The organism is Kiloniella sp. EL199 (assembly GCF_900313065.1).
Classification (GTDB): domain Bacteria; phylum Pseudomonadota; class Alphaproteobacteria; order Kiloniellales; family Kiloniellaceae; genus Kiloniella.
Genome location: NZ_OMPU01000008.1, coordinates 134,242 through 147,618 on the forward strand (window position 1 = coordinate 134,242; position 13,377 = coordinate 147,618).

17 protein-coding genes are annotated in these 13,377 nt (G+C 40.8%); 8 read left to right on the forward strand and 9 right to left on the reverse strand.

Annotated features, from left to right (window positions below; all coding sequences use genetic code 11):
- Window positions 1-21 precede the first annotated feature (21 nt).
- Genes D9A03_RS07145 through D9A03_RS07155 form a run of 3 tightly spaced genes read right to left on the reverse strand, consistent with a single transcriptional unit; the run spans window position 22 to window position 1,662 of the window.
- Window positions 22-651: a hypothetical protein gene (locus tag D9A03_RS07145; RefSeq protein WP_120496521.1), complete on the reverse strand. Its 630-nt coding sequence runs from the start codon at window positions 649-651 to the stop codon at window positions 22-24.
- The gene (locus D9A03_RS07150; RefSeq protein WP_120496522.1) at window positions 648-902 is read right to left on the reverse strand and encodes a zinc ribbon domain-containing protein; all 255 of its coding nucleotides are present in this window, start codon (window positions 900-902) and stop codon (window positions 648-650) included. Before D9A03_RS07150 ends, D9A03_RS07145 begins: the two co-directional genes overlap by 4 nt.
- Window positions 903-939: 37 nt before the next feature.
- Window positions 940-1,662: a metallophosphoesterase gene (locus tag D9A03_RS07155; RefSeq protein WP_120496523.1), complete on the reverse strand. Its 723-nt coding sequence runs from the start codon at window positions 1,660-1,662 to the stop codon at window positions 940-942.
- Window positions 1,663-1,912: 250 nt separating this feature from the next.
- Here D9A03_RS07155 and dctP point away from each other — a divergent pair, with 250 nt between their 5' ends.
- The 3 genes from dctP (at window position 1,913) to D9A03_RS07170 (ending at window position 4,804) form a co-directional block, all read left to right on the forward strand.
- A complete protein-coding gene (dctP, locus tag D9A03_RS07160) occupies window positions 1,913-2,902 on the forward strand; it encodes a TRAP transporter substrate-binding protein DctP (protein WP_120496524.1) in 990 nt (329 codons plus the stop codon).
- Window positions 2,903-3,034: 132 nt separating this feature from the next.
- Window positions 3,035-3,517: a TRAP transporter small permease gene (locus D9A03_RS07165; RefSeq protein ID WP_162938016.1), complete on the forward strand. Its 483-nt coding sequence runs from the start codon at window positions 3,035-3,037 to the stop codon at window positions 3,515-3,517.
- 9 nt (window positions 3,518-3,526) lie between these two features.
- On the forward strand, window positions 3,527-4,804 hold the full coding sequence (locus tag D9A03_RS07170; protein WP_120496526.1) for a TRAP transporter large permease: 1,278 nt from the start codon (window positions 3,527-3,529) through the stop codon (window positions 4,802-4,804).
- A gap of 9 nt (window positions 4,805-4,813) precedes the next feature.
- Here D9A03_RS07170 and D9A03_RS07175 read toward each other — a convergent pair whose 3' ends face one another.
- Window positions 4,814-5,464: a DsbA family oxidoreductase gene (locus tag D9A03_RS07175; RefSeq protein WP_120496527.1), complete on the reverse strand. Its 651-nt coding sequence runs from the start codon at window positions 5,462-5,464 to the stop codon at window positions 4,814-4,816.
- 75 nt (window positions 5,465-5,539) lie between these two features.
- Between D9A03_RS07175 and D9A03_RS07180 the strand changes: the two genes are divergently transcribed.
- From D9A03_RS07180 to D9A03_RS20190, 3 genes are all read left to right on the forward strand, one after another.
- Window positions 5,540-6,652 (forward strand): phosphotransferase family protein, encoded by a 1,113-nt coding sequence (locus tag D9A03_RS07180; RefSeq protein WP_120496528.1) that lies wholly within the window; start codon window positions 5,540-5,542, stop codon window positions 6,650-6,652.
- Window positions 6,630-6,983: a hypothetical protein gene (locus tag D9A03_RS07185; RefSeq protein WP_120496529.1), complete on the forward strand. Its 354-nt coding sequence runs from the start codon at window positions 6,630-6,632 to the stop codon at window positions 6,981-6,983. The genes D9A03_RS07180 and D9A03_RS07185 overlap by 23 nt, the downstream gene beginning before the upstream one ends.
- A gap of 151 nt (window positions 6,984-7,134) precedes the next feature.
- Window positions 7,135-7,260 (forward strand): hypothetical protein, encoded by a 126-nt coding sequence (locus tag D9A03_RS20190; RefSeq protein WP_255312357.1) that lies wholly within the window; start codon window positions 7,135-7,137, stop codon window positions 7,258-7,260.
- A 164-nt stretch (window positions 7,261-7,424) separates the two neighbouring features.
- Here the strand turns inward: D9A03_RS20190 and D9A03_RS07190 are convergent, their stop codons facing one another.
- Both D9A03_RS07190 and D9A03_RS07195 read right to left on the reverse strand, forming a co-directional pair.
- Window positions 7,425-7,895 carry a helix-turn-helix domain-containing protein gene (locus tag D9A03_RS07190; RefSeq protein ID WP_120496530.1) on the reverse strand — a complete coding sequence of 157 codons (471 nt, stop codon included), beginning with the start codon at window positions 7,893-7,895 and terminating at the stop codon, window positions 7,425-7,427.
- 301 nt (window positions 7,896-8,196) lie between these two features.
- Window positions 8,197-8,436 carry a hypothetical protein gene (locus D9A03_RS07195; protein ID WP_120496531.1) on the reverse strand — a complete coding sequence of 80 codons (240 nt, stop codon included), beginning with the start codon at window positions 8,434-8,436 and terminating at the stop codon, window positions 8,197-8,199.
- Between the two features lie 315 nt (window positions 8,437-8,751).
- Here D9A03_RS07195 and D9A03_RS07200 point away from each other — a divergent pair, with 315 nt between their 5' ends.
- Window positions 8,752-10,209 carry a sodium:proton antiporter gene (locus tag D9A03_RS07200; protein WP_120496532.1) on the forward strand — a complete coding sequence of 486 codons (1,458 nt, stop codon included), beginning with the start codon at window positions 8,752-8,754 and terminating at the stop codon, window positions 10,207-10,209.
- Between the two features lie 92 nt (window positions 10,210-10,301).
- Here D9A03_RS07200 and D9A03_RS07205 read toward each other — a convergent pair whose 3' ends face one another.
- Complete coding sequence (locus tag D9A03_RS07205; RefSeq protein WP_120496533.1) at window positions 10,302-11,132, reverse strand: universal stress protein; 831 nt, start codon at window positions 11,130-11,132, stop codon at window positions 10,302-10,304.
- A gap of 344 nt (window positions 11,133-11,476) precedes the next feature.
- Here D9A03_RS07205 and D9A03_RS07210 point away from each other — a divergent pair, with 344 nt between their 5' ends.
- Window positions 11,477-11,863 carry a DUF192 domain-containing protein gene (locus tag D9A03_RS07210; RefSeq protein WP_254054988.1) on the forward strand — a complete coding sequence of 129 codons (387 nt, stop codon included), beginning with the start codon at window positions 11,477-11,479 and terminating at the stop codon, window positions 11,861-11,863.
- A 32-nt stretch (window positions 11,864-11,895) separates the two neighbouring features.
- On the opposite strand, the gene D9A03_RS07215 is transcribed toward D9A03_RS07210, so the two are convergent.
- Together D9A03_RS07215 and D9A03_RS07220 are read right to left on the reverse strand one after the other, a co-directional pair.
- Window positions 11,896-12,198: a hypothetical protein gene (locus D9A03_RS07215; protein WP_120496534.1), complete on the reverse strand. Its 303-nt coding sequence runs from the start codon at window positions 12,196-12,198 to the stop codon at window positions 11,896-11,898.
- A 354-nt stretch (window positions 12,199-12,552) separates the two neighbouring features.
- Entirely contained in the window at window positions 12,553-13,239 is a 687-nt protein-coding gene (locus D9A03_RS07220; RefSeq protein WP_120496535.1) for a TylF/MycF/NovP-related O-methyltransferase, read from the reverse strand.
- Window positions 13,240-13,377 lie beyond the last annotated feature (138 nt).

Consider the following 13,377-nt stretch of genomic DNA (forward strand, 5'->3'; position numbering starts at 1 on the left):
TAGAATATCTGGGTGTTGAAACTAGGACAATTTCTCAAGTACTTTCTTAAGTCTACGGCGTTTACTGTCAGACATGTTTTCATCCAAGCGTGAGAAAACGACTGTTTTAAATGCTGCTAGGAACTCGCCACTTAAGCAATTGTGAATGCGTTCTGCATACATAGGTAGTTGGTTAATTGTTGCGGTTTTTAATTTGGAAATCAGATGATTGCTTGCAATTTGTTCGAACGTTGGTCTGTTTGTTAGCTGTATCAAAATCTCTATTGCTTTGTCCTTAGCAATTACAGACCCGGCATCTGCTGCAGACAATATAGCATCAAGATTTGCTCCAATTGTTTTCTCTTCAACTTTACTTATTTCAGCAAGAGCAGCAAGAGCTCCCCATACCATCCGATTATTATTACTCTGCATCTTTTTCAAAAAAAATTCCGTGTAAGGGACGAGTAAATCAGGGGCGTCCCCTCCGATTTCGTAGAGAATTTTAATTGCATCTTTCTGTGCTGGGCCACGGCCTGTTTTTAATATGCCTGCAACAAGGTCAATGCTTTCGATATCTTTTTCTCGCACTAATTTATGAGCTAAGATGATGTTGGGTTCTTCATCCTTTCGCCCCAGTGAATGAGACATTTGTGATAGAATACTATCGGTCATGATTTCCAACGATCCAGCTTTGGAATACCGCGTGTGAAAAGCCATCCAAGAAACCGGGGGACTCCTTTTTTCTTTAATTGAGTAATGCAGTGATTTTGCATCTGGGTTGCTGTGAAATCTGGCTGTAAGAAAGCACCGTTTTCGTAGCAATAAGAACAATAGCTGTTATTGAGATCGCCATTTTCTTCGGTTCCTCGATTTGATGAGTCCTTGGTAAAGGGTATGTCGCAGCTTTGACATTTTGTATTCATTTTCTAGCCTTCTCATGTAAGACCGTTAAAAGAGGCGTTAACCAAAAATTTTTGCCCAGCGGGGATAGCCGTTGAGTTCAGCTTGTTGGGCAACTTTTGACCAATCGTAGTCTAAAGCGATAAGTTCTACAGACCAGCGATGCTGTGTTTTTGTTGCAACGGCATAATGAGCGAGCGCTATACCATTCTCGGCTTCCAAGGGATTTTCTGTATCCGTATATCTCGGGCATCCAACGCTGCCGGGATTTATAATGGTACTTCTGTTTGGTCCCATTGCGATATGTGCCAAATGACTATGACCACAAAGATACAAACTTGCTTTATGATTTTGACCGATACGTCTGAGTACATCTTCGCCGCGAGCTAATGCCAGACGTCCGTCGACTTTATCTTCGAGTAGATATTTTGTGTCGCTGTCTGGTGTGCCGTGAAATGCAAAGATATCTTCATCCAGATGAAGGCGAGAGGGCAGATTACCAAGTTTCTGCTTTTCAAACCCTGACAGTATTTCACAAGCAAAGTTATAACCCGGATTGATTTCTGTTACATTACGTTCAGCGAGCCATCGATCATGATTGCCACATACAGTTGGTAAATTTAGTTCCTTGAGAAGATCATAAGTTTCTTTAGGCCAAAATGGGCCTGACACACAGTCACCCAGATTAAGCGTAAGATCAGGCTTACGTCGTTTTATATCTTCAAGAACGGTTTCTAATGCCAGAAGGTTTCCATGGATATCTGATATAATTGCTATCTGCATTTTCGAATACCCTTCGTTATAATCTTCTCTCAATAAGTTATTCAGAAATTATAAAATATTTTAAAGATACAGAGGTGTGGGAATGAACAAATTTGCCTCTGATTAAAGTATTATTATTGCGTCTTATTCTCAAATCAATTGATTTAAGTTGAATTCTCTATTATTCAATAATCTTCACACAATGGTTGCGGATGTCCAATTCTAAATCCGTGAAGATCAAAAAAATAATAAATACTTAGGGGGTAATCTTATGAAAAAAGCTTTATGTGGTTTATTGGCTGGCGCTGTTTTTTCAACAATAGCAAGTACTGCCCATGCAGAAACTACACTTCGGTTAACACTGCAACTTCCTTTGAAACATCCACTAGGACAGAATATTTCCAGCTTTAAAGAAGAAGTTGAAAAAGAGTCTAACGGCGATTTGAAAATAGAAATATTTCCTTCTGCACAGTTATTTAAAGACAAGGAAGTTCCACAAGCTGTTGCCTCTGGAGCTATTGAAATGGGTATTGCTTCATTGACGCGTTTTGTGGGAACAGTCCCGGCCGTTGATGCTTTTTACGTACCGTTTTTATTTGATAGCAGTGATAAAGTGGCCGCCGCCGCTGCCCCCGGAAGCTCAATTCGTAAAATACTAGATCCGGCAATCGAAAAAACAGGTGCAAAACCCTTGTGGTATCAGGCATTTGGTGGTGCGATTATTCTGACAAAAGGGGACAAGCCTATTGTTGTTCCCGAGGATGCCAGGGGCAAAAAAATACGATCATTTGGCGCTACGATTTCGGATACAATTGAAGCTCTTGATGCGGCCCCGACGATCATGTCTGGTTCCAAACAGTTCCTGGCTTACCAAAATGGGACGGTTGATGCTGGCATGACTGGTATAACAGCTGTTCAGTCTAGAAAGCTATATGAGGTCATGGATCACTTAACACTGACCAATCATGCCGACATTGAATTCATTGTTGTTATTAACAATGATGTCTGGAATGGCTTGTCTGAAGAAGAACAGGCAATTATCACGAAGGCTGGAAAGCGTGTAGAACAGGAGCTACGAACTTCTATTGCTAACAAAGAAGCTGAAGCTCGCAAATATCTGGCTGACAAAATCAACATTATTGAACTAACAGATGAACAACGTGCGAAATGGAAAAAAGCGACGTCTTCTGTTGTCGAGGCTTATGTTGAACGCGCAGGGGCAGATGGTCAGGCAATTGTTGATGCGGCTGGTAAGCTCTAACATCAATTACTGATATCATTAATATGTGAGGGCTAAATTTTTTAGCCCTCATGGATGACATGTGCTCTTTAATGAAACTGATTTTGTAATCCTATGAACTTTTTGCGCCGGTTCTCAAAAACGATAGATAATATGTCTGGATCAGCAGGTGTTGTAGCTGCCTGGCTCTTTTTCCTGATTGGTTTCTTTATTACCTACGAAGTTGTCATGCGCAAATTGGGAATGCCGACAAAATGGTCGGAAGAGTTTTCTCAAATCGCGCAAATCTGGTGTGTGTATCTAGGAATTGCTTTTGCACTGCAAAAAAGGAGCCTTATCATCGTTGATATCATTGGTGACAATATAAATAGTACGCTGCGTAAGGTTTTGGATCTTTTTGCTATTATTCTAACGGCACTATTTTGCATTGTTGCTACTGTAAACAGCTTCAAAGATATTGGTTATTCCCTTAAAAATTCCGCGACAACAGATAGTGTTTTGGCGGTCCCTATGTGGGTGATTCAAATATCGCTGCCCATCGGCTTGAGTCTTCTTTTCCTCCAGTGTTTATCAGAGTTTTACAAGACCTGTACCGGGACAGAAGAAACGTTGAGCGAATTAGATCAGGTGAATTAGGGCCATATTATGGAAACCATCCTTATACTTCTTTCCCTTATTGGCCTTTTATTACTAAGGGTTCCTGTTGCTATCGCAATGGTATCCCTTGGGGTTATTCTTTTATGGCTCAAAGGCTTGCCAATGATCATGGTCAGCCAGTTTATGATTTCTGGTGTAGATAGCTTTGAGCTATTGGCTGTGCCTCTTTTCCTTTTGATGTCTCATATCCTGCTTGTTGGTGGCGTTGGTTCTGACTTGTTTCGAGCGGTTCAATCCTGGGTTGGGCACTGGCCCGGAGGATTAGCCATTGCTACTGTTCTTACCTGCGCTCTTTTTGCTGCAATTTCGGGATCTTCCGTCGCAACGGCGGCCACTGTCGGGACTGTCGTTATCGTTGAAATGACGAAAAGAGGATATCCCAAGTTTTTTGTTCTTGGGTTGGTTGCTGCCGGGGGAACACTTGGCATTCTTATTCCACCGTCAATTCCCATGATCATTTATGGGGTTATAACTGAGGCCTCTATACCAAAGCTGTTTTTAGCAGGCATTGGTCCAGGTATCTTCCTTGCCGGGATGTTTATTCTTTACAGTTTTTGTTTTGCCCGCTTTAACAAAAATTATGTCAGATCTGAAAAGGCGACAAAAGAAGAACGCTTTTCTGCGACCATAGCTGCTCTTCCCGTAGGTTTGATTGCTTTTGTTGTGGTTGGTGGCATTTATGGAGGGCTTTTTACGCCAAGTGAAGCCGCAGGCGTTGGGTTCTTTTTATCTTTGGCGATTGTGCTCGGCAAACGAAAGAATACTTTCGCAGACATTCACGCGGCAACAATGGCTGCCATGAAAACAACCGTAACGGTTCTCCTGATTGTTGCTGCAGCTGCCTTGTTTGGAAAGTCCATTACGATTTATCAAATTCCACAAGACATTACGACCTTTGTGGCAACCGCTTTTTCCGAACCATGGCTTTTCACCTTGGTGATTTGTGTTGTCTTGCTGGTCATGGGGTTGTTTCTGGAATCATTGAGCATGCTGCTGATCATGATGCCCGTTTTATTTGAGTCATTAGCCCCAATGGGAATACACCCGATCTGGTTTGGTATTCTCTTTGTGATCATGATCGAATGTGCCTTAATTACCCCTCCAGTGGGCATGAACCTTTTTGTTGTTCAGGCCGTTGGAAAAGCCAAACTGTCTGAAGTTATTCAAGGTGTCTGGCCCTTTGTCCTGATTATGTTAGGGACCGCGGCTCTACTTTGGTTCATTCCCGGATTGGCGATGTACATACCTTATGGCACTAAGTTCTAAGTTTACTCTTTAACTCTTTTCGACTAACTGCTGGTGGCCGATGTCCAGCATTTGTGCCAAGGTATCCGGGCTTTGGGCGCCGGGAAGGATGTGTTGCCGATTGACGATAAAACAGGGAACACCTGTCAAACCGAGATTACGTGCATTTTGATCTGTGTATAAAACATCTTCGTGCCCTTGGGCACTGTCCAGATATTCTTCAGCCCCTTCAAGACCGGCTTCAGCTGCGATCTTTGTAAGCACGTCACGTTCACCAATGTTTTTGCCTTCCAGAAAGTAGCTTTCGAACAGGCGTTCCATAAGTTCATCCTGTTTGCCTTGTGACGCTGCGAGAAGAGAAAGACGGTGGGCTTCGACAGTGTTTGGTGTTTTTTGGATGTCATCAAACTTGAAATCAATCCCTTCAAACTTTCCGGCTGCTGCGATCTGGCTGTAAAACTGTGTTGCGTTGGCGCGACCTCCGAATTTTGTATCCAGATAAGTTTGGCGATCCATTCCTTCTGTCGGCATATCGGGGTTTAACTGAAAAGATAGCCAGCGAATTTTGACGTCAAAATCCGGGCGTAACTCTTTGGCTTTTTGAAAGCGTTTATAACCAATGTAACACCAAGGACAAATTGGGTCGGAGTATACATCGATTTCAATAGGTGTTTTGGTCATTGCGGTATTGGCCTTATAGCGTGTTTTGAAAAATTTCGGTCTGTTTCTGACTTTGTTGGGCTGGATCTATTTGTTATGAGTTACTTCGGATATAGGAACACTTACATCGTAATAAAAGGACAAGCCGTGCTTCTGGCCCCCGGCAATACAAAAACAAACGCGACACTCGCTCAATTTGTGAGCAAGGTACTTGGACGTCAAGGACTTCACATTGAAAAGCTGTTCACAATGTCCGGAGGGGCCATTCAGGAAAACTGGAAAATGGATCTTCGATCTGATGACGGTGAAGAATTTTCCATTGTTTTGCGAACTGATGCCAAGACAAAAATCCCGGGAAGTTTATCAAAAAAACAAGAATTCAATTTCCTGTCAATGGCTTGGCAGGCAGGCGTGAAAGTGCCTGAGCCTTTATATCTTTGTGAGGATGTGAGTATCATCGGGAAACCTTTTATTCTTTTGGAATATTTACCTGGCACGACTGATTTTGACCAAATACGTCAATTAAATATTGGTGAAACGCTGGGTTATGAACTGGGCGTCGAACTGGCAAAAATCCATACGATTAAACCTGATGAGACTCATAGTGTTAAAAGCTTATCTTCCAAAGATTTTGTTCAACAAAAGATAAAATCCTATCAAGAGTTTTTTGATGACCGGGGTGAAGCCAATCTACCATCTGAATGGGCTATGCGGTGGTGTTTATCCCGATTGGAAGGTATGACGCCGTCTGCTGTAACCCTGATACATGGTGATTTTAGAACTGCAAACTATCTTGTGACATCAGATGGTTTGTCTGGCTTGTTGGATTGGGAATTTTCCGGCTGGGGGGACCCTTATAGTGATTTGGGGTGGTTTTGTGCAAAGTGCTGGCGATACGGCATGGAAGCTACACCAGCAGGCGGGGTCTCCACCAGAACGAGTTTCTACAAGGGCTATAGTTCTGTATCAAGCAAAAGAGTTGACAATGACCGGGTGCTTTTTTGGGAGGTAATGTCGCTTCTAAGTTGGCTTGTTATTGCCATTCAGCAAGGGGATAGAAACTTCATCGGTGGTGAAAAGGATTTGGAGTTAGGACTTACTGGCCTTGTTCGTCCACCGGAAATCGAACAGGTGTTGTTAGAACTCACATCACCAGCCAGTTGGACGAGTTTCGAGGGGCGGGAGAATGCCTGTGCACAAATACGCTGAGATATTACATAAACAGGCACAAGAATTGAAATATGCCTGCGCACAAAATAGCACGACCGTGTCAGATGATGAATTAAAGGCTATTCAACGTATTGATTGGATTGTGTCATCACTTGCAGACAAAGAGATCGAAAGTACAGTTGTGCTCGGAACTCATGTTACTCAGATGAAAAAAGACATCAGAAATCGGAAGTATGATGCGGATGAAAAACTATTTCATCAACTTCTTCACGATAACAAAAAGCGTTTGGAAAGTATAAGCCCGGATAGTCTTGTGCGTTATGTGCCGTTGTTGGAAGTTCCCGAATGTTTGCCCAAAAGAACGAAATGAGCAACTCTGTAATACATTGATTGTAAATGGTTTTGTAGAATTTTGTTCTTATTTTATATTTTTGTTCTCTTTTTGTTCTTGACAGGGTGATGATCTTAAAGCATAAATGTTCACATATTGTTCTTATGATGTCTAAGCTAAGGAGCCTGATATGCAAGACGAAACAAAAATGTTGGATTTTTTACTAAGCAGTTTAGTGGCGTTTGGTAGTTTCGGTTTTTTCTTGTTCGTGCTTTCATATGGGTGGTTGACGGCTTTTCAGGTTATGGCTCAGTAAGTTTATATTTTTATTTTGACGAATATCTTAAAAGTAAGGCTAGAAACATTTAAGTTTTTCACGATAAAAATTGTATAGCTAATTTCACCACACAAAGGCGCAGACAAATGTTTGCGCCTTTGCTGTAGTTGATAAATCAAAAATCAAGTTGATGTATCTTGAAATTATTCCGAAGAATCAGGTTGGTCGCTGGTGACTTTGCCAAGTGTCTTTGCCATTTCTAAAAGCCGTTTGCGAACTGTTGTTTCTTCAATTTTATAGTAAGCTCTGACAAGTTCCAGTGTTTCCCGCCTGGCCATTGGATCTTTTTGAAAAGGAAGCTCCTGGCCTTCTTCTGCCATGCCTCTGATTTGTCCAGGGGAACGATGGGAAACCTCATCAGTCATTTCATCAAAGAAATAGCCGACATCAATATCCAGTACGCGGGCCAGATCATAGAGGCGGCTAGCGCCAATACGATTGGTGCCACGTTCATATTTTTGTACTTGTTGAAATGTCAAGCCAAGTGCCTCGCCGAGTTTCTCCTGGCTTAAACCAAGCAGGGTACGTCGTAGCCTTAATCTTTGTCCGACGTGTACATCAACTGCATTGGGTACACCCGTAATTCTTTTTGGAAGTGATTTTTTATTTCTCATGCTTAACCTTGATGGTTGCGATGGTATTTCTACTATACCGCTTTTTACACCCCCAAGTATTCGCCTGTGAATACCAATCAATAAACTATTAGTATAAAATAAAATTCGATATTTTTTCAATGGATATTTAACTTGATGGAAATTTGTAACTAAATAGTGATCATAAATCAGTTATCTATTAATGAACTTATCTCATTCAGTTTAAGTGAAGTGCTAATCAAATTTCTTTGTGGGGAAGAATTATTTCCTAAGAATAATTTATATTTTATTCAAAATAATGGTTACTGTATGTGTTGCATATTTATTGTTCTGATGAAGAGGACTCAAGATGTTGTGCAGCTTCGCCCAACAAGCGTCCTTCGAGAGATAATTCTAAAAATCTGATGTAATCATCTTTATCAGAGACCTTCTGACGTGCGACAGGGATAACATCCAAAGGGTCCTGAGCATCTAGCTGGTACTCTTGAATAAGCACGATGAGTTCTTGGCTCAAAGCTTCAAGACGTTGTTGAATCTCAGGTATGTTTGTTGGTTTAGTCATCGCGGTGCTTTCAAATATTAGTTATTAGATCACAGGATTAATCATAAGAGGCAGGTTTGTCGCAACAATTTTTTTGAGAGGTAAGCAAACTCAATGCTTTACATGTCCAGCAAAAATCGGGCTGAATTTAATCTAAATCCACTTCATTGTACTATATTCTTTTGTGATTTTGATGCTTTCACTTCTGTCTATTTAATAATTGAAAACATGATCCAAAGCTTGTTTTTAAGGTGCAATGTCTTTAAAAAATGGTCACTATAAAAATACAATGCGCTGAGTTTCTAAAGTACAAAATAAATACAGGTAGGGGATAAAATGGAATTTAAACCTTGGTTCAGTAAAATTACTGCATCTGGCCTTTTCATGGTTCTTATGGGTTTGTTTCCAACTGTTGCACTTGCTGCTGGTGCAGGTGCCCCCCATTTGGAGGGGAAAGATCTTGGTTTGATTTGGGTTATCCCCTTTGCCTGTATGTTGCTTTCTATAGCGATATTTCCTCTTGTTGCACCTCATTTCTGGCATAAGAATTTTGGAAAAGTTTCAGGTTTCTGGGCGGTTAGTTTTTTAATTCCTTTCACTATTTTCTTCGGGTATGAGCTTGCGCTTTATGAAACTCTGCACGTTGGATTATTAGAATACTTTCCATTCATTATCCTACTCTTCAGTTTGTTTACCGTCGCGGGCGGTGTTCGAGTGCGCGGGAAGTTAACAGGCACTCCGATTTTGAATACGATTATCTTGCTAATCGGTACGGCGTTGGCAAGTTTCATGGGAACGACAGGGGCGGCTATGCTGCTCATCCGTCCTTTAATTCGTGCCATGGAACATCGAAAGCACAAAACACATACTGTTGTGTTCTTTATTTTCCTGGTTGCAAATATTGGTGGTTCATTAACGCCGCTTGGCGATCCTCCACTTTTCCTGGGCTTTCTAAAGGGCGTCGATTTTTTCTGGCCAACAGTTCACATGTTTTTGCCAATGCTGTTCTTGTCTATTGTTCTGTTATTGCTGTATTTTGCACTGGATAGCTTTTTGTATAACAGGGAAGGGCCGATTACTACTGCGCCCGAGGCAGAAGAGTCTACTGATGATGTTTCTTTTGCGTTGGACGGGAAAATTAACCTCTTGTTATTGGTTGGTGTTGTCGCGGCAGTTCTAATGTCTGGCGTTTGGAAACCGGGTATTTCTTTTGATATTTATTACGTACATGTTGAACTTCAAAATATTGTCCGTGATGTAATTCTCCTGATGCTCGCCTACTTGTCTTTAAAACTTACAAATGATCAAAGCCGGAAAGACAATGGCTTTAACTGGTTTCCTATTCTCGAAGTTGGGAAGCTTTTTATCGGTATCTTCATTACCATTATTCCAGCGATTGCCATTTTAAAAGCAGGCACATCTGGCGCTCTGGGTGTCATTGTTGAATCAGTTAGTACACCAGAGGGTGAGCCAGTTAACTACATGTATTTCTGGGCCACAGGTATTCTTTCAAGCTTCCTGGATAATGCGCCGACGTACCTCGTGTTTTTTAATACAACGGGAAGCGATGTAGCGACCCTTACCGGGGAGCTTTCAAATACCTTGCTGGCGATTTCAGCTGGTGCCGTCTTTATGGGCGCAAATACCTATGTGGGCAATGCACCAAACTTTATGGTCCGCTCTATTGCTGAAGAAAGCGGTGTACCAATGCCAAGCTTCTTTGGGTATATGCTCTGGTCTGGCGCTGTACTTATCCCGTGCTTTGTTTTGCTGACCTTTATGTTCTTTATCTAGAGCATATATCTCGATCAATAAAAAAACACTCTCGATTTCAGGTTCGATTTCAAGAGCGTTTTTTATTATTGGGTGATTTTCAAACAGTAGATTTAGTGGGACATGATAACCGGGATTGTTGCCTCTTTTACCAGATGTTTGGTAACGCCACCCAGAAGCATTTCTCTCAGACGACTATGTCCATAAGCACCACAGACGATAACATCACAGGATTGTGTCGCCGCTGCGTCGTGAATGGTTTGGCCGATTGACGTTTCTGTTTGTGCGATCTTTACGGTTTCAGCTTCAATTCCATGTCGTTTTAAATAATTGTTCACTTCACTTAGAGAAAGCGCATCTTCTGTTTCTGGCTGAATTGTTAAAAGGAAGACTTTGTCAGCCTTTTGCAATGAACTCATATTATCCCGGACGGCTCGTAACGCTTCGCGGGTTCCTTTCCAGGCAACCATAATGCGTTTGCCAACTTCTTTTGATGCATCATATCCTTGTGGAATCATGAGGCAGGGGAGGCCACTGAGAAGAGTAATCTCTTCGACAAGGCGTGTTCTGAAACGATCTTCAAAATGCTCAAAGGTTGGCTGACTAACGATAATGATATCAGCAGCATGTGCATGATCGGCCAACAGGCTGATGTGATCACCTTCTTCGACTAGCCAGTTATGAGAGATATTTTCTCGGTGGCAGATATCTTTGAACTCTTTTTCAAGTTCATCTGCCCGGTTTTCAGCAGATTTTGTTGCATCCAAAAGATATTGAACCGAAGCGCCGCGCCCATAAACCTCAACGGGCATACCGATGGGCGTTGTGATGAAAAGAGCCGATATATGAGCGTCGTTTTTCTTGGCAAGTCGCAAAGCGACATCCAGACGTGTTTTGTGTTCATCGTCATTGGCTAAGTGAACAAGGATGCTCTTGTGACTCATCGGTTTTTCCCTTATCGATTTCTCTGGCGACAACAGATTGATATTTCAAATAAATATTAACATAGGATGTTGTGGTAAAGACAAGATCTTTCTGCTTTAAAGTCAAAGTAATGTCACCGAGATATTTTGCGGTTGTTTAAAGGCGGTGCACAGATTAGCGTTCGAGAGAACAGTGATGTTGATTGGTTTTAGGTGATACTCCTGATCTGATATTAATCAAAACACCAATATAGAAAAACAGGAACGACTAAATCTCAATGCCCCTTCTAAGAAAACATCTAAAAAATATTGGTTTTGTATTTGCTCTGTTTTTTACGTTTATGAACATAGGCAATGCACAGATTGTGTTTGAAAAAGACACGCTGACTATTTTTTCTGCGACAGGAAAAGCGCATAAATTCGATATTGAAATCGCCTCAAGCAATGAAGAACGTTCTCAAGGGCTTATGTATCGGAAAAACATGGCAACAAACGCAGGCATGTTGTTTGTTTACGAAAAGCCGAACAATATCATGATGTGGATGAAAAATACCTATATCCCGTTGGATATGTTGTTTTTAAATTCTGAAGGTAAGATCGTTTATATAAAAGAGAATACAACCCCGCATTCAACAAAAACCATCTCTTCAGATCAGGATGTGATTGGGGTATTGGAACTTAATGCCGGAACAGCATTCAAGCTTGGCATTAAAGTAGGGGATATTGCACAGCATCGTTTTTTGCAGAAATAGTGCAATATTCAAAACTTAAACGCAGTCGTTTACTAAACCTTTGGTTCTAAAGCTGCTTTTTCCAGTTGTTTCCAGCCTTCACCAGCCGCAACCAGACAACTGATACCATGGGGTGTGGTTACAATAATGGTCCAGGTCGCACCATCTTTATTGGTGAGAACTTCGATTAAACCGCCTTTGTTGGTAACGCCAACAGCTTGAGTTTTTTCACTATACCGATCAGAAAGCATTTCAAGAATGCTATCGCGCTTATCACACTGATTTTGCGCATAAGCCGGTAATGTCGTAGCGAAACCCGTAAAAGCGATCACAGCGAGAGTGATGTACTTTAACATAGGGGCCTCCTTTCAGGGTGCCATTTAGAGCGAGCACCTGCTCTGCTTAATATATTGCGCCATGTATCTTAAATTTCAATTAAACACCCAAATTTCGACTAGAAGTTGAATATTGGGGGAGGAGCCCAAATTTAACGATATATATTAATATCAGATGGTTAGCTTGATTGTTTGGTAATGTTATACACAAAATTGTGATATTTCTTAGACATTCATCTCCAAGAAATATCAAATATAATTTGAATGTAAGGCTTTGCTTTGAGCTTGAAATTAGGATAGAAAAACGTTCGAGTATCTATGCTTGTCTCTTAATATTATCTTATATTTACGTCTAATATTAAGAAATGGAAAAGCTTACTCATTACTTTTTTTCAGTATATAAGCAACGTTACTTGGGTAAGATTGACAAATCACATCTGTTTTCTTTTTTGTTGCAAGATAATCGTGAACGGCTAAAGAGCAGCCCTGCCAATCATGATAATCATCAATTAGGATAAGTCCTCCCTCAACAACCTGATCGTATAAATTATCTAGTATAGAATACGTAGATTCATACCAATCACCATCAAGTCTCAAAACGCCAATTTGTTTTTTTTTGTCAAACTTAGGTAAAGTATCTTCAAACCATCCTTTATGAACTGTAACCCCCCTTTTACTTAAACCAAATTTGTCTAAATCAGACATAAACAAATCATAGGAGGCTGTATTATTATTGTGCCACAATTCGTTTTCTTTTTGTAAACGAATTGCGGTTCCCCCATCCAATTCGGTAGCTTCTGGTAGGCCTTCAAATGAGTCAAAAAAAACAAAATCACTATTATTCGGGCAAACATCAATTAGACCAAATGATAAACCACCCTGCCACGTCCCGCATTCGATGATGCTGTATCTTTCTAAGTGGTTTTTATTTACGTAATATTTTACCAGAGCTAAATTATCTAAGTACTGTTTTTTAGAAATCATTGTCAGATTGCGGTATTTTTTCCAAATTTTGTTAAGGTGATATTGATCAATACCCCAAGTAATACCACGTTTACCCAACAGATTTTCCCTTCAGTAGAATTCATTTTTTAAAGGATGTAGGTTTTTAGATGTTTGGATTTTCTAAGTAATCAGAGTATTAAATATCAATTTTTAAATTTTCTTCAATTAAAAAATAGCCTAAGTGCGATCATGTAA